The organism is Micromonospora phaseoli, from assembly GCF_900109115.1.
In the GTDB taxonomy this organism is placed as follows: domain Bacteria; phylum Actinomycetota; class Actinomycetes; order Mycobacteriales; family Micromonosporaceae; genus Micromonospora; species Micromonospora phaseoli.
Genome location: NZ_FNYV01000006.1, coordinates 371,505 through 390,612 on the forward strand (window position 1 = coordinate 371,505; position 19,108 = coordinate 390,612).

The 19,108-nt window shown below is 73.0% G+C and carries 17 protein-coding genes; 13 read left to right on the forward strand and 4 right to left on the reverse strand.

The genetic code is table 11. From position 1 onward, the window contains the following. Positions 1–53: 53 nt before the first annotated feature. Together BMY89_RS18090 and BMY89_RS18095 are read right to left on the reverse strand one after the other, a co-directional pair. Complete coding sequence (locus tag BMY89_RS18090; protein WP_092381164.1) at positions 54–2,426, reverse strand: glycoside hydrolase family 65 protein; 2,373 nt, start codon at positions 2,424–2,426, stop codon at positions 54–56. 57 nt (positions 2,427–2,483) lie between these two features. Beyond that, complete coding sequence (locus BMY89_RS18095) at positions 2,484–3,185, reverse strand: prepilin peptidase (RefSeq protein ID WP_232521411.1); 702 nt, start codon at positions 3,183–3,185, stop codon at positions 2,484–2,486. Positions 3,186–3,891: 706 nt separating this feature from the next. Between BMY89_RS18095 and BMY89_RS18100 the strand changes: the two genes are divergently transcribed. The 12 genes from BMY89_RS18100 to BMY89_RS18155 are packed head-to-tail and all read left to right on the forward strand — an operon-like array spanning position 3,892 to position 13,002. Continuing rightward, on the forward strand, positions 3,892–4,461 hold the full coding sequence (locus tag BMY89_RS18100; protein ID WP_092381165.1) for a hypothetical protein: 570 nt from the start codon (positions 3,892–3,894) through the stop codon (positions 4,459–4,461). Continuing rightward, on the forward strand, positions 4,455–5,420 hold the full coding sequence (locus BMY89_RS18105; RefSeq protein WP_372433321.1) for a hypothetical protein: 966 nt from the start codon (positions 4,455–4,457) through the stop codon (positions 5,418–5,420). The genes BMY89_RS18100 and BMY89_RS18105 overlap by 7 nt, the downstream gene beginning before the upstream one ends. Positions 5,421–5,478: 58 nt before the next feature. Further along, the gene (locus BMY89_RS18110; RefSeq protein WP_092381166.1) at positions 5,479–6,138 is read left to right on the forward strand and encodes an SAF domain-containing protein; all 660 of its coding nucleotides are present in this window, start codon (positions 5,479–5,481) and stop codon (positions 6,136–6,138) included. A gap of 3 nt (positions 6,139–6,141) precedes the next feature. Then, complete coding sequence (locus tag BMY89_RS18115) at positions 6,142–6,942, forward strand: CpaE/TadZ family protein (RefSeq protein WP_092381167.1); 801 nt, start codon at positions 6,142–6,144, stop codon at positions 6,940–6,942. After that, a complete protein-coding gene (locus BMY89_RS18120) occupies positions 6,932–8,464 on the forward strand; it encodes a TadA family conjugal transfer-associated ATPase (RefSeq protein WP_092381168.1) in 1,533 nt (510 codons plus the stop codon). Before BMY89_RS18115 ends, BMY89_RS18120 begins: the two co-directional genes overlap by 11 nt. Positions 8,465–8,468: 4 nt before the next feature. Then, positions 8,469–9,371: a type II secretion system F family protein gene (locus BMY89_RS18125; RefSeq protein ID WP_092381226.1), complete on the forward strand. Its 903-nt coding sequence runs from the start codon at positions 8,469–8,471 to the stop codon at positions 9,369–9,371. Then, on the forward strand, positions 9,368–10,231 hold the full coding sequence (locus BMY89_RS18130; RefSeq protein ID WP_092381169.1) for a type II secretion system F family protein: 864 nt from the start codon (positions 9,368–9,370) through the stop codon (positions 10,229–10,231). Before BMY89_RS18125 ends, BMY89_RS18130 begins: the two co-directional genes overlap by 4 nt. Positions 10,232–10,259: 28 nt before the next feature. Further along, positions 10,260–10,463, forward strand: a complete 204-nt coding sequence (locus tag BMY89_RS18135; protein WP_092381170.1) for a hypothetical protein — start codon at positions 10,260–10,262, stop codon at positions 10,461–10,463. A 3-nt stretch (positions 10,464–10,466) separates the two neighbouring features. Then, entirely contained in the window at positions 10,467–10,910 is a 444-nt protein-coding gene (locus BMY89_RS18140; protein ID WP_092381171.1) for a TadE/TadG family type IV pilus assembly protein, read from the forward strand. Next, positions 10,895–11,359, forward strand: coding sequence for a TadE/TadG family type IV pilus assembly protein (locus BMY89_RS18145; RefSeq protein ID WP_092381172.1), 465 nt, complete (start codon positions 10,895–10,897; stop codon positions 11,357–11,359). Before BMY89_RS18140 ends, BMY89_RS18145 begins: the two co-directional genes overlap by 16 nt. Beyond that, positions 11,356–11,781 carry a pilus assembly protein TadG-related protein gene (locus tag BMY89_RS18150; RefSeq protein WP_092381173.1) on the forward strand — a complete coding sequence of 142 codons (426 nt, stop codon included), beginning with the start codon at positions 11,356–11,358 and terminating at the stop codon, positions 11,779–11,781. The genes BMY89_RS18145 and BMY89_RS18150 overlap by 4 nt, the downstream gene beginning before the upstream one ends. Before the next feature lie 15 nt (positions 11,782–11,796). Continuing rightward, a complete protein-coding gene (locus tag BMY89_RS18155) occupies positions 11,797–13,002 on the forward strand; it encodes a LysM peptidoglycan-binding domain-containing protein (RefSeq protein WP_092381174.1) in 1,206 nt (401 codons plus the stop codon). Between the two features lie 251 nt (positions 13,003–13,253). Here the strand turns inward: BMY89_RS18155 and BMY89_RS18160 are convergent, their stop codons facing one another. Further along, positions 13,254–14,105 (reverse strand): Rieske (2Fe-2S) protein, encoded by an 852-nt coding sequence (locus BMY89_RS18160; protein ID WP_092381175.1) that lies wholly within the window; start codon positions 14,103–14,105, stop codon positions 13,254–13,256. An 86-nt stretch (positions 14,106–14,191) separates the two neighbouring features. Here BMY89_RS18160 and BMY89_RS18165 point away from each other — a divergent pair, with 86 nt between their 5' ends. Then, on the forward strand, positions 14,192–14,956 hold the full coding sequence (locus tag BMY89_RS18165; protein WP_092381176.1) for a crotonase/enoyl-CoA hydratase family protein: 765 nt from the start codon (positions 14,192–14,194) through the stop codon (positions 14,954–14,956). Between the two features lie 135 nt (positions 14,957–15,091). On the opposite strand, the gene BMY89_RS18170 is transcribed toward BMY89_RS18165, so the two are convergent. Then, complete coding sequence (locus BMY89_RS18170; RefSeq protein WP_092381177.1) at positions 15,092–19,096, reverse strand: galactose-binding domain-containing protein; 4,005 nt, start codon at positions 19,094–19,096, stop codon at positions 15,092–15,094. Positions 19,097–19,108: the final 12 nt, after the last annotated feature.

Below are 19,108 nucleotides of genomic sequence, written 5' to 3' on the forward strand. Positions count from 1 at the left end.
ATAGGGGGCCCTTCCTCTACCGCAGGCGTTAACAAGGGGCCCTTCCTTACCCCTCAGCGGCGGGCGGGGCGGCGGCCCGGGGGCGAGGGCGGCTCGTCGCCGAAGTCGGGCAGCGGCGGCATCGGCCGCCTCACCGGTGCGTCGGCGGTCACCCGCACCCACTCACCGTGATGCCACAGCTCCATGGCGGCGTCAGCCTCGGCATCGGGCAACTCGTAGCGGGCCTCGTCGGCGGTCAGCGTGACCAGCAGCCGATGACCGTGCCAGCGCAGGCTGAACGCCAGCCGGTCGATCCGGCGGGGCAGCCGGGGGTCGAAGGAGAGCCGCTCCCGGTCGTCGCGCAGGCCGCCGAAGCCCTGCACCAGCGCCAGCCAAGCCCCGCCCAGGGAGGCCAGGTGCAACCCGTCGCCGGTCTTGTCGCCGAGGTCCTCGAGGTCCTGCAACACCGACTCGGCGAACAGGTCGTACGCCAGGTCGAGGTGGCCCAGTTCGGCGGCGAGCACCCCCTGCGGGGCGGCGGACAGCGACGAGTCGCGGACGGTGCGCGCCTCGTAGTAGGCGAAGTTCGCCGCCTTCTCCTCGGCGGTGAACTCGCCGGGGCAGCGCAGCATGGCCAGCACCAGGTCGGCCTGCTTGACCACCTGGTGGCGGTACAGCTCCAGGTAGGGAAAGTGCAGCAGCAACGGGTAGTCGTCGTCGCCGGTGCCGGCGAAGTCCCACTCCGGCCGCGCGGTGAATCCGGCGGCCTGCTGGTGCACGCCGCGCTTGGCGTCGTACGGCACGGCCATCGCGTCGGCCGCGGCCCGCCAGCCGGCCACCTCGGCCGGGTCCACGCCGAGCCGGTCGCCCGCCTCCGGGTACCGCTCGACGGCGTCGGCCGCGCCGCGCAGGTTCCGCCGGGCCATCAGGTTGGTGAACAGGTTGTCGTCGACCAGCGCGGCGTACTCGTCCGGGCCGGTGACACCGACGAGGTGGAAGACACCGTCGTCGGTGAAGTGCCCGAAGCCGTGCCACAGCCGGGCGGTGGCCACCAGCAGGTCCAGCCCGGCCCCGGTGAGGAAGTCCTGGTCGCCGGTGGCCCCGGCGTAGCGCAGGACCGCGTCGGCGAGGTCGGCGTTGACGTGCAGGGCGGCGGTGCCGGCCGGCCAGTATCCGGAGCACTCCCGGCCGCTGATCGTCCGCCACGGGAAGGTCGCGCCGGTCAGCCGCAGCTCCGCCGCGCGGTCTAGTGCCTGCGGCAGGTGCCGGTGCCGCCAGCGCAGCGCCGACCGGACCACCTCGGGAGCGACGTACGTCAGTGCCGCCAGCACGTACCCTTCGGTGTCCCAGAGCACGTGCCCGTCGTAGCCGTTGCCGGTCAGCCCCTTGGCGGGGATGGTCCGGTCGCCGTCCGACCGGCCCGCCTGGATCAGGTGGAACATCGCGAACCGGATCGCCAGCTGCAACTGCTCGTCACCGTCGAGGACCACGTCGGCGGTGCGCCAGGCCTCGTCGAAGGCCGCACGCTGCTCGGCGAACAGGGTCTCGAAGCCCACCGTACGGGCGGCGTCCGCCTCGGCCACCACCTGCCCGGCCAGCTCCTCGGCCGTCGATCCGTCGACGGGCGCCCACTCGTACGCCGCGAACCTGGTCAGCCGTACCTGCTCGCCGGGCCGCAGCGACCCGGTGAGGGTGAGCCGGATCCGGTCCGGGGTGGCGTCACCGTCGCTGGCGAAATGCTCCGGGACCGTCGGCCGGTGCGCGACGGCGACGGCGACCCGTTGTCCGCTGTGCTCGGTGCGGTGCACCAGCAGCCCGTCCGCGTCGTCGACGTGGTGCAGCTCGGCGACCAGCGGGTCCTGGATCAGCGAGGCGGCCCGCGGGTCGTCGGCGCGCTCCGGGACGCGTTCGTTGGCCAGCAGGTCCGCGCTGATCCGCACGTCGACCGGCCCGTCCAGGGGTTCCACGGTCCAGTCGACGGCGGCGATCCGGCGGCGGGGCAGCGACACCAGCCGGGTGCTGCGTACCCGCACCCCGCGCCCGGCCGGCGAGATCCATTCGGTGAGCCGTTCGAGCACTCCGGCCCGCAGGTCCAGCACCTGTTCGTGGGCGAGCAGCGTGCCGGTACGCAGGTCCAGTGGCTCGCCGTCGACCCAGAGCCGGACGAGCGTGGCGTTGGGCGCGCTGATGACCGTGTCGCTGAGCTGCGGGAAGGCGTACCCGTCCTCGGGGTAGTTCAGCGCGCGCCGTTCGTGCAACCCGTTGAGGTAGCTGCCGGGCATCTCGACCGGCGCACCCTCGTCGAGGGTGCCGCGCCAGCCCAGCCAGCCGTTGCTCAACGCGAAGATCGACTCGGTCTCGCCGAGCCGATCCAGGTCGTCCCGGGTCCGCCGGATCCGCCAGCGCTCGTCGGGCTGAGCGGACGGCCGATCGGGGGTGGGTTGCACTGCGCCTCCAGGAGATTACGACGGTCCCTGCGGGCTGACATTTCCCCGCCGACCGGCTCACCACACCAGCAGCAGCGCACCGAGGGTGCCGAGCACCAGGTAGGGCCCGAACGGCAGGTGGCTCGACCAGCGGGCCCGGCGGCTCACCAGCAGGCCCAGGGCGACCACTCCGGACAGCGTCAGCGCGAGCACCAGCCCGAGCACGGGCACGCTCCAGCCGTACCAGCCGAGCAGGGTGCCCGCGCTCAACGCGAGCTTGGCGTCGCCGATGCCGAAGCCCCGCGCGCCGAGCAGCAGCGTGGTGGCGGCGAAGAAGAGCGCCAGCCCGAGCCCGGCGGCGGTGGCGCGCAGCCACGGTGCCGGCCCGGTCCCGGTGAGGGCGGCGACGCCGAGCAGCAGCCAGGTGCCGGCGGCGGCGGGCCAGGTGAGCCGGTCGGGCAGCCGGTGCACGGCGAGGTCGACGAAGAGCAGCGGCACCGCGAAGGCCAACCACCAGGCGGCGGCCACCCCCTCGATGGCGGGCGGACGGGCCAGCAGCAGCGCGGCCAGGGCCGCCACGGCGGCCAACTCGACGGTGGCCGGCGGTGCGCCGATCCGGGCACCGCATTCGGCGCAGCGGGCGGACGGACCCAACGCCGGCCACGGCCGGTCGGGGCCGATCGACGCGCCGCAGGCGTCGCAGCCGGTCCGGCGGTCGGTTCCCGGGGGTACGGCGTGCCGGGCGACGGCGTACCGCAGCAGCGGGGTGAGCGTCAGCAGGGCCGCCGCGCGGTGCCACGGTCGACGGGGTGGCGGGGTGTGCTCCGCTGGCGGGTGGCCGGCCTCGGCGCGGTCACGCACCGACTCCGGGCTGTCGGGGCGGCTCACGCCGGCTGCCCCGCGCTACCTGCCAACACGGAGGGTAGTCTGTCCGGTCGTGTCCGGTGGTGGCCCGAACGTCGGGCGGGGGTCGCCGTCCCGCCCGAGCGGCATCGGCCGGAATGTACCGAACGGGCAGACGCAATTCCCATAGAAAGCAATTGACGCCCGATTGGCACCCTTTTACCGGGGGACGGATCGGACCGATTGCCATTTCCTACCGCATCACGGCCGCCCGCTCGAATGGCCGGCCGGCGGCGGAGTCGACCGCCCGACCGCCCGCGCCCACCCGGCTGCCACCACGGGCCGATCGACGCCGACAACCCTCCGGTAGCCATCCGGCACCACCACCGTTCATAACTCAGAGTGTTCAGTTGGATTGCCTCTGTTGCATTGGCTGGCGTCAGCCTATGCTCGCCCCTTGGATGTGACGCAACCCACGTCCACGGCCCACGACCAACCAAGGCAGTGCATTTGTAGACGATCCATTGAGGTAAATGCGGCTGCGTGTTGGACAGGACCGGAGACAGTCGTCCGGTCGCGCTGCCGCACGCCCGGAAACGCCGGCGACGGCGGTCGCCGGGTCGGCACCGAGGAGGGCACGAGGGTGCGAGCACGGCAGCTGAGCCGCTGGACGGCCGGTCTGGTCGCGGCGGCCACGGTCGGCACGACCACCGCCTGCGGCGGTACGCAGGAGGCGTCCACCCCTACCGGGCCCGAACGGAGCAGACCCGTCGGCGCCCAGCGGGCCGCCGACGAGGCGGCGGCGGAGAAGGCGGCCCTGGCGGCCTACGCCGGCTACCTCAAGGCGTCCCGCACGGCGAGCCGGCGCAGCGACCCGCAGGCGCCCGAGCTGACCCGGTTCCTCGCCGACCCGCTGCTGACCCGGGTCCGACTGAACCTTCGTCAGGCCCGCGAGCACGGCGCGGTCAGCACCGGCACGCTGCGATCCGAGGACCCCACCGTGGTCTCGGTGGACCTGGACGCCGAGCCACCCTCCGTGGAGATCCAGGACTGCGTCGACGCCAGCGGCTACCGGCTGGTCTACCTCGAAGACGACAAGGTGGTACCGGGTACCCGAGGCTCCCGCCACCTGGCCACCGCCACCGCCACCCGCTATCCCGACGGCCGCTGGCTGATCAGCACCGGCACCGCCCACCAGGACCAGCCGTGCTGACCCGGGCCGTCACGCATTGCCGGCCGGACGGCCGGCGAGTCCGGCGCGGCACCCGTGCCGTGCGCCGGGTGCTGCTCGGCGCTGCGCTGGCGGTGCTGCTGGCGAGCGCGTCAGCGGTGCCGGCGACGGCCGCCGACCCGGGTGCCGAGTGCCCACCGGCCCAGCCGAACTGCAACGTCTGGGACGACGACCCGGGCACCCCCGGTGGTGGCGACAACGGCGGCGGGGACGGCGGGGACAACAACGGCGGGGGCGGCGGCGGGGGCTGCCAGTGGAACGGCCGCACCATCCCCTGCTACGACGACGTGCTCGGTTGGTTCGACAACAGCATCGGCTGCTACTACAAGCTCGCCGAGCCCCAGCCGGAGGCGCCCGAGGGCCAGCAGTGGTACGTGCGCAGCTGCGTCGACGGCGCGCTCGGCGACAGCCGCGTCGTGCCGCTGGACGAGCCGCCGCCCGGCTTCGGCGCCCCGCCCGACCCGGAGGAGTTGGCCCGCCGGGCGTTCGCCTCGATCAGCCTGCTGGCGCCCCGCGCCGCGGTCGCACCGCGCAAGTCCGTCGGCCCCGGGCTGGTCGGCCTGCCGGTCTGGATGTGGGCCAGCCGGGGCGAGAACTACTTCGGCCCGCTGAGCGCCTCCGCCTCGGACCGGGGCCTGACAGTGACGATCCGGGCGGAGGTCGACCGGGCCGTCTGGGACATGGGCAACGGCGACAAGGTCACCTGCACCGGGCCCGGCACCCCGTACGACCCCAGGGGCCAGCATGCCGGCCGGCCCTCGCCGGACTGCGGCTACCGCAACGGCTACCAGGAGGCCAGGACGTACGAGGTCCAGGCGACCACGCACTGGTCCGTCACCTGGACCAGCACCGGTGGCGAGAGCGGCAACATCCCCGGGGTCACCCGCACCACCGGCACCGTCGAGATCCAGATCAACGAGCTTCAGGTGGTGACCCGGTGAGCGCGAGGAGTGAGCCGGTCCTGCGAGCCCCGCAACCGCGAACGAAAGGTGGGGACCGATGAGTGTGGCGACCCGTGACGCAACCCCTCCGGTGGACGCGCCGGTCGCCCCGCCCCGAGTGGTCCGGCAACGCCGGGTACGCCCCGGACTGCTCGGCCTCGCCGTCCTGCTGATCGCCCTCGGCGGGCTGGGTTCCGCGTTCGCGGTCACCTCGGTCCGGGCGACCGGCAGCTACCTGGCGGTGGCCCGCGCGGTCGAGGTCGGCAGCGTGGTACGCGCCGACGACCTGGTGTCGGTGCAGGTGGCCGGTGGTCAGGGGCTCGCTCCGGTGCCGGCCGGCCGACTCGCCGACGTGATCGGCATGCGGGCCGCCGTCGCGCTCGCCCCCGGAACGCTGCTGACCATGGCGCAGCTCACCGACGACCCGCTGCTCGGCCCCGGTCAGCAGCAGCTCGCCCTCGGGCTGCGCGCGGCCCAGGTGCCGGCGCCGAAGCTGCGTCCCGGCGACGAGGTGCTGCTGGTCAGCACCCCGAGCAACGACGACAGTGGGCCCGCCTCCGGCGCCACCCGGTTCACCGCCACCGTCACCGACGCCGTCAGCACCGACGGCCGGGACGAGGTCGTGGTCTACCTGGCGCTCGCCGTCCGCGACGTGCCGGCCGTGGTGGCGCTGGCCGCGCAGGACCGGATCGCGGTCGTGCTGACCAAGGCGGCCTGAAGTATGGCGATCGTCGCGCTGGTCTCGGCCAAGGGCTCGCCCGGCGTCACCACCACCGCGCTGGCCTGCGCGCTGAGCTGGCACCGGCGACTGATCCTCGCCGAGTGCGACCCGGCGGGCGGCTCGGTCCTCGCCGGCTACCTCGGCGGCGCGCTCGACGGCCCGCGGGGCATCGGCGAACTGGCCGTCGGTGAGCTGCGCGACGGCAACCTGGAGAGCGCGTTCTGGTCGCAGCTGGTCGACCTGGACGCACCGAGACGCGAGCGGCTGCTGCTGCCCGGGGTGGTCGACCCGGCCCAGGCGGGCAGCATCACCCCGCTCTGGCAGCGGTTCGCCGACTTCTTCACCAGCCTGGAACGCGGCGACCCGCCGTACGACGTGATCGTCGACTGTGGCCGTCTGCAGGTGCTCGGCCCACCCTGGCCGCTGCTGCGCGCCGCCTCGGTGGTGCTGGTGGTGACCCGGGCACAACTGCCCGACCTGTCCGGCACCCGGGCGATGCTCCGCAGCATCGAACGCGACTTCGCCGAGCATCGGGTACCGCCGGGCACGCTACGACTGCTGCTGGTCGGCGACGGCCATGGCAAGAGCGAGATCAGCAAGGCACTCCGGATGCCGGTGATCGCCCGGCTGCCGCACGACCCGCGTACCGCCGGGGTGCTCAGCCTGGGCGGAACCGTACGGGCCGGACGGCCGTTGCTGCGCGCGGCGCGCGGGCTGGAGGTGCCGATCGGGACGCTGCTGGAGCGCCGCCGGGCCCGGCTGGCGTGGCCGGTGTCGCAGGGGGTGCCGGATGCGATTTGAAGCGGTCTCGTCCGACCCGCGCCGACAGCCACCCGGAGCCACCTCGACGGCCCCACCGCTGCCTCCCGCCAACGGCCGGCACCATCCCGCGCCGGACCCGGTGCCCGTGGTGGCGACGCCACCGGCACCACCGCCCCGGCCACGGGTGGATTTCCAGGTGGTCCGCGAGCTTCGCCGGCAGCTGAGCGAGCGGCTGACCCGATGGCAGCGTGGCCGGGAGTTCAGCGTCGACGAGGAGGACGTCGAGCGGGCCCGGCTCGCGGTCGAGCTGGTCGCCGAGTACGCCGACGCGGTGCGCCGGGCCGGCACCCCGATGGCCGCCGGCGCGGAACGCCTGCTGCTCGACCAGGTCACCGCCGAACTGGCCGGCCTCGGCCGGCTGCAGACGCTGCTCGTCGACGACACCATCGAGGAGGTGCACATCCTCGGCTGCGACCAGGTGCGCATCACCCGGCACGGCGGTGGCGTCGACTGGGCCGAGCCCATCGCCGACAGCGACGACGAGCTGGTGGAGATCCTCCAGGCGGCGGCCCGCCGGGCCGGCGCGACCGAACGCTCGCTGTCCACCTCGAAGCCCACCCTCGACCTGCAACTGCCCGACGGCAGCCGGCTGGCCGCGGTGTTCCTGGTCAGCCACCGCCCGTACGCGGTGATCCGCAAGCACAACACCCTGGAGGTGACCCTGGACGACCTGGCCGGCGCCCGCGGCGACCTCGACGAGATGGTCGACCCGCTGCTGCGCGACTTCCTCCGGGCGTCCATGCGGGCCGGGCTGAACATCATGGTCGCCGGGCTGGCCGGTGCCGGCAAGACCACCGTGATCCGGGCGCTGATGAGCGAGATCCCGCCCGACGAGCCGTACGTGCTGCTGGAGGAGAGCCGCGAGCTGCTGCCGGCCCGCCGGGGCGACCGGCACCGCGCGGTGATGAGCTTCGAGTCCCGGGAGGGGCACGGCGAACGCGGACCGGACGGCCGCCCGGCCGGCGAGGTGAGCATCGCCGACCTGATCCCGGTCTCGCTGCGGATGGGTGTGCTGCGGATCATCGTCGGTGAGGTTCGCTCCCGGGAGATCGTGCCGATGCTCCAGGCGATGACCACCAGTCGGGGCTCGATGTGCACGATCCACGCCCGTACGCCGGCCGGGGTGAGTGAGCGGATCATCGAGCTGGCGCTGGCGCACGGCCGGGAGATGACCGTCGACCAGGCCCGCCGGATGGCCGGCAACGCACTCGACCTCATCGTCTATGTCACCGTCGACGACGAGACCGGCATCGGCGGGCGCAAGCACCGCTTCGTCTCGCACGTCGAGGAGGTGCTGGGCGTCGGCGAGAGCAGCCGGATCACCACCACGCAGGTGTTCGGCCCGGGGCCGGACGGCCGGGCGGTGCCCCGGCACCTGCCCGAACGGGTCCGGGACCAGTTGTTGCGGGTGGGCTACGACGCCCGGCTGCTGAGCCGCTGGATCGAGGCCGGCCAGGGTGCCTGGCGCCGACCCCGGCAGACCCGACTCGGTCGGCGGTGAGGCCATGGGTACGAACATCGAAGTGATCGCCGTGATCTCCGGGGCGGCCTGCGTGGCCGGCCTGGTGCTGGCGATCGTCGCGCTGGTCGGCACCCGTCGGCCACCCGGTCCGGCACCCGGCGCCGGCCCCGGGCTCGAACGGCTCTGGCGCGGCTCCGGCAGCACCGAGCGCGAGCAGCGGGCGCACCAGGCGCTGCTGCTCGGCGCAGTGGTCGCCGGCGCGCTGGCCTTCCTGCTGACCGGCCTGCCCGTGGTCGGGCTGCTGGTCGCGGTGGCGGTGCCCGGCACCCCGTGGCTGTTCTCGGTGGGCCGGGCCGAGCAGCGGGCGATCGCCCGGATCGAGGCGGTCGGTGAGTGGACCCGCCGGCTCAAGGACGTCTCCGCCACCGGGCAGGGGCTCCAGCAGGCGATCATCGGTACGGTCGCCACGGCACCGGAGGAGATCCAGGAGGAGGTACGCCTGCTCGCCGCCCGGCTCCAGGCCGGCTGGCTGGCCCGCGCCGCCCTGCTGGCCTTCGCCGACGAGATCGGCGACCCGGTCTGCGACCAGGTGGTCGCGGCGCTCATCCTCCACCTCAGCGACCGGGGTGAGCGGCTCGGCGACGTGCTGGGCTCCATCGCCTCGGCCGCCGCGGCCGAGGTCGCCACTCGACGGGAGATCGAGGCCAAGCGCACCCAGCCCCGGTTCGCGGTCCGCTTCCTCACCGGGATGACGCTGGCCACCATCGCGTACGGGCTGCTGAACCGCGAGTACGTCCAGCCGTACGACACGCCGTTCGGTCAGCTGGTGATGGCGGTGCTCGGCGCCGCCTTCGTGGCCCTGCTGGCCTGGGTGCGTTCGATGAGTCAGCCGCCCCGGCCGGCCCGGTTCCTGCCGGCTCCCGATCACAGCGAGGTGGTGGCGTGAACCTGCACCTCACCCTCGCCGTCGTCGCCGGGGCCACCGTCGGCCTGGGTCTCTTCCTGGTGGTCCGCGAGCTGGTGCCGGCGACCCCCGCGCTCGGCCCGGCGCTGCGCCGGCTGCACCAGCCGCCGGGAGCCGCCCGGACGGCTACCGCGAACCGGCGCCTGGAGTGGCTCACCGAGCTGGCCCGCTGGCTGCGTCCACCGCACCGGCAGCTGGCGTTACTCGACCGCACGCCCGAGCAGTACGCGCTCTCGCTGCTGCTGTCGGCCCTGATCGGGTTGTCCGCACCGGCCCTGCTCAGCGTCACGCTCCTCGCGGTCGGCATCTCGTTGCCGCTGGCCGTGCCGGTCCTGGGCAGTCTCGGGCTGGCGCTGCTCTGCGCGCTGGTGGCGCACCGGGCCGTGTTGACCAGGGCCGACGCCGCGCGGGACGAGTTCCGCCAGGCCGTCTGCACCTACCTGGACCTGGTCGCGTTGCAGTTGTCCGCGGCACACGGCCCGGTGCAGTCGCTGGAGCGGGCGGCGGCGATCTGCGAGGGCTGGGTCTTCGACCGGATCTCGGAGGCACTGCGGATGGCCCAGATGCAGATGCACTCCCCCTGGGACGAGCTGCGCGATCTCGCCGACCGGATCGGCATCCCGGAGCTGGGCGACGTGGGCGCGATCATGCGCTCCTCCGGGAGCGAGGGCGCGCAGGTGCACGAGACCCTGCGCAGCCGGGCCGACTCGCTGCGCGACCAGATCCGCACCGACAACCTGGCCCGGGCCGAGGGGGTGACCAGCCGCCTCGACATCCCCGGTGCGCTGCTGGTCTTCGTCCTGCTCGGCTTCGCCATCTACCCGTTCCTGGCCCGCCTCTAGGCCGACCCCGAGTAAAAGGAGCCCCCGAATGTCCGTCCTCACCTATGTACACGTCGCGCTGCGTGTGCGGCTGGCGGAGCTGCGCGGCGATCGCGGCGACAGCCCGGTACCGACCGCTGTGATCATCTTCGGCCTGGTGGCCGTGGCGATGGCGGTGACCGCCGCCGCCCTCGGCGCGGCAAACGACTGGATGGACAAGATCCCCGCGCCCCAGGACCCGGTGGACGACTGACCGATGCGCCGTCCCCACTCCGCTGGCTGGTGCCGGGTGTTCACCGCCATCCGGCGCCTCCGGCTGCCCGGCGACGGGGAGCGGGGCGGCAATCCGGTCGAGCTGGCGGTGGCGCTACCGGCGATCCTGGTGATGCTCTTCGCCTCGATCCAGGTCGCCGTCGTGTTCGTCGCCCGGTCCACCGCGCTCAACGCGGCGCAGAGCGGGGTCAACGCCCAGCGGCTCCACCAGGCCCCGGCGGGTGCCGGCGAGGATCGCGCCACCAGGTTCCTGCGGGCCGCCGGGGACTGGCTGGTCGGCTGGGACGACCCGGGCCCGAGCTGCGTCGCCACAGCTACCGACGTGACCTGCACGGTGACCGGCCGGTCCCTCTCGGTCGTGCCGGGAGTCAGCTTCTCCGTCCGACAGACAGCGCACGGAACGGTGGAACGATGGACCGCACCATGAGCCGGGGCTCGGTCTCGATCGAGGTCGCGGTGCTGGCACCGGCCCTCGTGGCGCTGATGGTGCTGGCCGGCGTGGCCGGGCGTACCGCGATCGCCACCGAGGCGCTGGAGGCCGCCGCACACGACGCGGCCCGGGCCGCCTCGATCTCCCGGGACGCCCCCACCGCCCGCCGGGAGGCCCGGCAGGCGGCCCGCAACCAGCTCGACTGGCGGGGCGTGTCCTGCTCCGGCGCACCGCAGGTGACCTTCCGCGGCTCGGTCGGCGGCCGGTCCACCACCTTCAACCGGGCCTTCAGCAGCGCCGTCGGGCAGGACGCCACGGTCACCGTCGAGATCGCCTGCACCGTCTCCTACGCCGACATCAAACTGCCCGCGCTGAAGATGCCGGACGGAAGCCGGATCACCGCGTCGTTCACCTCGCCGCTGGACCGCTACCGGAGTCGGGGATGACGGCCGGAGGCGGCGACACCGGACGGGTGAGCATCTTCCTCGCCGTCGCCATGGTCGGCGTACTGGCCATCATCGGCATGGCGTTCGACGGCGCGGGGCAGCTCCGGACGCTGCAACGCGCCGAGAACCTGGCCGCCGAGGCGGCCCGTGCGGGCGGACAGGCAATCGACCGGGCGACCGCGATCGAGGGCGGGCCCAAGCGGATCAACAAGCCCCAGGCCCGCCGGGCCGTCCGGGACTATCTGACCGCCGCCGGGGCCAGCAGCCACACGGTCAGCTTCCCGGTGGTCGACGGCGAAACCCACATCCGGGTACGCGTCTCGGTCACCTACGACCGGGCCATGCTCGGCCTCTTCGGCTTCTCCAACACCGTCACCGTTTCCGGTGAAGCGACCGCGCGGGCGCTGACCGGGGCCCCCTAGGGAAGGAAGGTAGCCATGGCCGCATCGGGTGGTACCGCCGTCGTACGGCGGGCCGGTCGGGTGCTGACCGGGTTCGGTGCGCTGGTCGTACTGATCGGTCTGCTGGTCGGCGGGCCGATCGCGCTGCTGGCCTTCGCCGGCAACCCGCTCCCCGACCACGTACCCACGCTGACCGAGATCGGCACCACGCTGACCAGCCGCGACGACGGACAGCTCTTCCTGCGGGCACTGGCGATCGTCGGCTGGTTCGGCTGGGCCACCTTCGCCCTCTCCGTCCTGGTGGAACTAGGTGCGCAGTCGGCGCGCCGGCCGGCTCCCCGCCTGCCCGGCATGGGCCGGCAGCAACGGGCCGCCGCCGCGCTGGTCGGGTCGGTCGCACTGATCCTGGCCGCCAGTCCGGCCGCCGCGGCTGCCACCACGGCCTACGCCGGCCCGACGTATGCGACCCCGGCCACCCCGAGCGTCGCGCTCGCACCGGCAACGGCACCCGTGCTGGCGGCGGACCCGTTGGCGACGGGCCCGCTGACGGCCGAGCCGTTGGTGGCGGCGCGGGCGGACCGGGCCACGACGCCCGCCGCCGCGCCGGTGTACCAGGTTGCCAAGGGCGACTACCTCGGTGGGGTCGCCGACCGGTACCTCGACGACTTCGACGACTACCGGAAGCTGGCCGCGCTCAACAAGCTGCGCGACCCGGACCAGATCCGCCCCGGCCAACTGATCAAGTTGCCGTCCCAGGCGAAGGACCAGGGTTCCCGGCCGCACGCCACCGGCCGCCTGGTCGCACCGAAGGCGCGGCCCGCACCCGCGCCGGCGACACCGGAGCGGGCCGGGGACATCCGCCCCACGCCGGGCGGCACGGTCGAGCGGCCCGACGGCACGGTGGACCGCCCCGACGGCACGGTCGAGCGGCCCGGCTCCGCCACACCCGCACCGGAGCCGGCCACGCCCGAGGGGCCGCAGTCGGCGCCGCCACGCGGTGAGACGCCGGACGGCCACCCCCCGGTGGTGACAGTGGGTGCGGCCCGGGCCGGCGAACCCGATCGGGTGAACCGTCCGCTCGCCGTCTCCGCCGTACTGGCCGTGGCCAGCATCGTCGGTGCACAGATCGGCGCGGTCCTCGGCCTGCGCCGCCGGCCGGTGGTGACACGTACCGCAACGGGCCAGCAACCGCAGCTCAACCTGCCTCGCGAGCTGCCGGCGGGCCGGCACCGCAAGGGCTGACGGTGCCACGGCCGTGCCGCGGAGCACTGTCTTGCCGCGGGGGGCATTGTCCTGCCGCGGAGCACGGGCGCCGGCAACAGCGGACCCACTCGCCACGAAGCGCGCGACGCCGCCAGGGTCGACACTGGGCGGCACCGCCACGGTCGACACTGGGCGGCAGCGCCACGGTCGACACTGGGCGGCAGCGCCGCTGTCGAGCTGACAGCACAGACGGATCACGTCACCGGACCGTGGTCGGCCGCCGAGTCGAATCAGGGCAGCCGGGTCTCCAGCACGCCGTCGACGATCCGGGTGGGCAGGATCTGCTGGTCGTTCGAGGACGGTCCGTGCACCACCTCGCCGCCGTTGAGACGGAACGCGCTGCCGTGCCACGGGCACACCACGCACGCGTGACCGTCGATCTCGCGTACCTCGCCCTCGCCGAGCGGGCCGCTCTGGTGCGGGCAGCGCTCCAGCATGACGGTGACCTCGTCACCGTGCCGGTAGAGGATCAGCGAGACCTCGTCCACCTCGCGGGTGACCAACTCCCGCTGCGGCAGCGCGGCCAGCTCGGCGAGCGAATGCCAACCGTCGCTGATCAGGTGCAGGTCGGAGACGCTCATGTTGACCTGGGCGCCCTGCTTGTACGCCAGGTGCCCACCGAGGTACGCGCCGGCACCGACGGCGCCGAGCCCGAGCCAGCCCAAGGCACGGCCGAGACCGTGCCGGCCGGACAGCCGCGCGGCCAGTGAGCCGCCGTACAGCGCCAACCCGACCGTGTTGGACGCGGCATGCACCAGGCCGACCCGGCGCTGGTCACGGGCGAGCGCCGCCCAGTCGTTGAGCCCGGCGACCGCCGCCGGCACCGCGCTCAGTGTGCCGAGGGCGGTAAGCGTGGTGGCGGCCCTGCGCTGACCGGGCATCAGGTCGAGCACGGCCGCGCTCATCCAGGCACCGACCGGCACCTGCACCATCGCCGGGTGCAGCGGGTGGCCCAACCAGACCCCGTGCAGCAGGTCCCGGACCCGCTGCCCACGGAGGGTGCCCTGCACGGCACGCTGCAACCGGTCGCCGAACCGGTCCAGGCCGGAGGCTTGCTCGATCTTCGTCAGGAACGCTCGCACGCTTACCGACTTCCCGCCGTACGCGGACGCAAACCGGTCGTCGGGGACGAATAGCCAGCCGGGCCTCGGCAGGGCATCCTGATGCGATGGCGGTACGGGTGGCCCGTGACGGGCCGGTGACTACGGTGATCCTGGACCGGCCGGCGGTGCGTAACGCGGTCGACGGGCCGACCGCGCGCGCCCTGGCCGACGCGTTCCGGGCCTTCGACGCCGACCCGGATGCGGCCGTGGCGGTGCTCTGGGGGGCCGGCGGCACGTTCTGCGCCGGTGCCGACCTGAAGTCGATCGGCACGCCCAGCGGCAACCGGGTGGAGGCCGACGGGGACGGCCCGATGGGCCCGACCCGGATGGTCCTCGGCAAGCCGGTGATCGCCGCGATCTCCGGGTACGCGGTGGCCGGCGGGTTGGAGCTGGCGATCTGGTGCGACCTGCGGGTCGCGGAGTCCGACGCGGTGCTCGGGGTGTTCTGCCGGCGCTGGGGGGTGCCGCTGATCGACGGCGGGACGGTCCGGCTGCCCCGGCTGATCGGCGAGAGCCGGGCGATGGACCTGATCCTGACCGGGCGGGCCGTGCCGGCCGAGGAGGCGTACGCCATGGGGTTGGTCAACCGGCTGGTCGGCCCGGGTGAGGCACGGGCGGCGGCCGAGCAGTTGGCCGCCGAGATCGCCCGCCACCCGCAGACCTGCCTGCGCAACGACCGTGCCGCGGTCCTGGCCGCCGCCACCCAACCCGAGCCCGACGCCCTGGCCACCGAGCTCGCCTACGGCCTGCACTCCCTCGCCACCGACGCTGCGGCCGGCGCCGCCCGCTTCACCGCCGGCGCCGGCCGCCACGGCCTCCCCACCCCCTGACCCGCCCCACCCCTCTCCCGCGATCATGCAGTTGTGGCACCGGAAACAACCCTTTCGCGGTTTTTGCGAGGCGCCACAACTGCATGATCGGCGCAACGGGAGGGGGTGGGGGGTGGGAGGGGGGTGGGGGTGGGGTTAGTTGCGGGTGATGGTGAAGGTTGAGGTGGTGTTGCGGATGTCCTGCCAGTTGTTGCTCAGGCGGAGGTTGTTGAAGGTGACGGAGCCGACGGCCGGGCCCTGGCCTGGCTCGGGTAGCTCGTTGGCCCAGATGCCGAAGCCCGACTTGGCGTCGAAGGCGTCACCACTGCGCTGTGCGCCGGAGATCGACACGTTGGTGAAGACCGTGTCGGTGATCGGGTTCTCCGGCTGAGCGCCGGTGTACTTGGTCTGGAACATGATGCCCGAGTAGGTCGGGTCCACGATGTCCACGTCGGTGACGCGGATCCCGCGGAACTCCTTCGACGCGGAGAACACCCAGATCGCCGGGAAGGTCTGCGCGCCCCAGAAATGACCACCGGCCCGGATCAGCGAGATGTTCTCGAAACGGGTCGGTGGGCTGGCCCCGAACCCGATGAACGGGTATCCGAAGTCCAGCGAGCTGATCGTGATGCCGGAGTACGTCAGCATGTCCGCGATGTAGAGGTTGCGGAACACGTTGTCGTAGCCGCCGTACACCGCGACCCCGGCCGCCCGCCAGGTCAGCGTGGCGGTCAGGTTCTCGAACACGTTGCCGTGGTTGCCGGTGGACGCGCCCTGGTCGGTGGCGGAGAAGAGCGCGAACGCGTCGTCACCGTTGGAGCGGCCCTCCGAGTTGCTGACCAGGTTGTTCGTGCTGCCGTTGGTCAGGTTCACCGCGTCGGCGAAGGTGTTCCGGAACCGGCTGTTTGTGATCTTCAAACCGCTGACGCTGACACCCCAGTACGCGCACACCGTGTGCTCGACCCAGACGTTGTCCAGGGTCAGGTTGTCGACGTCCTTCAACTCGCCCCAGACCTTGCCCGGCCCGTCCTGGCGGACGGTGTAGTTGCCGAAGAAGGCCAGGTGTTCGAAGGACGACCCGCTGGCGCTGGGCTCCACCCGGAAGCCGGCGTCGGTGTTCTGCTGCGACGCCGGCGTGGAGAACCGGGTGAACCACATGCCCGCGCCGACCACCTTGACCGCCTTGCCGTACACCTGGAACTTTTGCGCCGTCTCGTAACTGCCCGCAGGCAGGTAGACGCCGACCAGGTTGCCGGTGGTGTCCATCCGGACCGCGTCCAGGGCGCTCTGCACGTCGGCATGGCTGAACCCGTTGGGCACCCGGTACCGGGCCGGATCCGGGTTCTCCCGGGGCGTCACCTGCTCCAGGTTGATGAAGTCGATGGCGTACGTGGTGGTGTTCGCCGGGTCCTTCTGCAACCGGATCCGGCTGCCGGCCGGGATGGTCGAGTTGAGCAGTACGTTCGCCTCGTCGTAGAGATGCCGGGGTGGCCCGGCGCTCGGCGAGTCGCTCGGGCTGGCCTCCGCGCCGTACAGCCAGATGTGCTTCGAGGTGAGGCTGATCGGCTTGTGCAGCACCCCGTTGACGTAGACGTTCAACGTCGAGTTGATTCCGCCACCGTTCGGGGCGTCCGGGATGGAGAAGCGGGTGACCAGGGCGTTGGCGGGCGCCTTGGTGGTCCACTCGACGTACGCGCCGGTGGTGTTGAGGGTCACCGCCCGCCGGCCGGACGCCTCACCGGCCAGGTCGCCGATGGTCCGGTTCGGCCCGACCACCTGCGCGCCACCGCCGACCGAGCCCTCCTCGGCCTCGTACATGTCGTACGACAGGTTGGCGCCGCGGCCCACGAACAGCGGTCGCTCGCTGGTGTTGTTGGCCCGCTTCACCGGCAGTTCGTTGGCGTCGGCGGCGAGCACCACCCGGACCGTGTACCGACCGTTCGCCGCCGTCCAGGTGCCGAGGTTGACCGGGCCCACGGTGGCACCGGCACCGATGGTTCCGGTGTACGAGCCGGTGAGCGTGCGTACCGCCGTGCCGGAGTCGTTGAGCACGGTCAGCGTGACGCCGTGCTCGCCGCCCGCCGAGGCGATCGCGCCCTGGTTACGCAGCGTCACCGAGAAGTTGACGGTGGCGCCTGCGCTCGGCGTGCCGGGCGACCAGGTGACCGCCGAGGCGACCAGGTCCGAGCTGGCCACCGGGCTGACCACCAACGCGCTGGCGCTGGTCCGACCGTTGTTCGACTCGTCCTGCTCGATGATCGTGTTCGCCGGGTCGACCACGGCGCTGAGCTGGTAGCTTCCGGCGTCCCGGGCGCTGATCGTGGCCGAGACGGTGCTCGACGCGCCGGCGGCCAGAGCCCCGACGGCCGCCTGGCCCACCTTCGTCCCGTCGAGGGCGAAGTCGACCGTGGTCGCGCCGGAGCCCTGCGTGCCCGCGTTGCGCACGGTGGCGGAGAGGGTGATCTGGTCGGTCTCCACCGGCGCGGTGGGCGCGAAGGTCACGTTGGTCACGGTGAGGTCCGGGTTCGGCGCCGGGGTGCCGATCACCTGAAGTTCCGCGACCTGCCCGTTGGTCGACCCGGTGTTGGCGGTGAACTGGAGTCGGACGTCGGCGGACGTCGCCGACACCGGAATGGTCACCGTGTTGCTGCCGGCCGGGCTGAACGAGTAGTTCGCCGAGCCGACCAGGGTGCTGAAGCCGGAGCCGGACTGCTCCCGGCCGAGCACCGAGATGGTCTGGGTACGCGGACCCCAGGCCGGATCCGGGTTGAGCTTCACCACGATCGCGCTGATGCTCGCGTTCGCGCCGAGCGCGACGGTCAGCGTGCTCGGGTACGCCCCCGGTGCACCCTCCCAGTAGGTGCTGACATCGTCGTCCACGGCGTTGGCCGCCGCGAAGACGTGCACCATCGAGGAGGCGGTGGCCGGCTTGCCGGCGGCCAGGTTCGTGCCGCCCGGGGTGCTGCCCACCCGGGTCACCGTGTTGCTGTTGCCCGAGGCGTTGCCGGCCGCGTCCCTCGCCCGCACGAAGTAGGACACCGTGGCACTGGCCGGCTGCGTGTCGGTGTACGTCGACGTCGTCCCCGACACGCTGGCCCGCAACGAACCATTCGCGTACACCTCGTAGCCGGTCACCGCGACGTTGTCCGTCGACGCCGACCAGGTCAACCGGATCTGTCCACTGCCCGGCTCGGTGAACGCCAGGCTTGTCGGCGCGGTCGGCGCCTGGGTGTCGCCGCTGGCTGCGCCGTACACCTCCAGTTCGGCGAGCTGGCCGGCCGGCCAGGCGGTGTTCGCGGTGATCAGCAACCGGACGTGCCGGGTGGCGGCCGAGCCGACGGTGACGGTCACCGTGTTGTTGGCCGTCGGGTTGAACGCGTACCCGGCGGAGGCGACCAGGGTGCTGAAGGTCGATCCGTTGGTGCTGCCCTGCACGGTCAGCGTCTGGGTACGCGCACCCCAGCCGCCGGGCAGCTTCAGCACCAGCCGCTCGACGGTGACCGTGGCACCGAGGTCCACCTGGATCCACTGCGGGAAGGCGTTGTTGGCGCTCTCCCAGTAGCTGCCCTGGTTGCCGTCGTTGGCGTTGCCGGGCCCGTAGACGTCGGACTGGCCGCTGGCCGACATGCTCCGGCCGGCCGCCAGGTTGGTCGACGAGCTGGCCGCGCCGTACACCTCCAGCTCGGACAGCTGGGCGGCCGGCCAACCGGTGTTCGCGGTGATGGCGATGCGGACGTAGCGGGTGGTGGTGGCCGGGAAGTCGAGGGTGACGGCGTTGCCGGGGGGGCTGAAGGCGCGTCCCGCCGAGCCGACGATGGTGCTGAAGCTGGTGCCGTTCGTGCTGCCCTGCACCGACAGCGTCTGGGTACGGGCCTCCCAGCCGGCCGGCAACTTCAGCTTGACCTGATCGATCGACTGGCCGGAGCCCAGGTCGACCTGGACCCACTGCGGGAGGGCACCGCTGCTCTCCCAGTACGTGCCGGCGTTGCCGTCGGTGACGTTGCCGGCGGCGTACGAGCCGTTGGTGCTGCTGGCGGTGGCGGTGCGGCCGGCCGCGAGGTTGGGGCCGCCGGCCGCGACGGCCGGGGGTGCGGGCGCTGCGGTGAGGGCGAGGCCGACCACAGCGAGCACGGCGGTCAACCGGGTACGGAATCTGGACATGGGGAATCGACA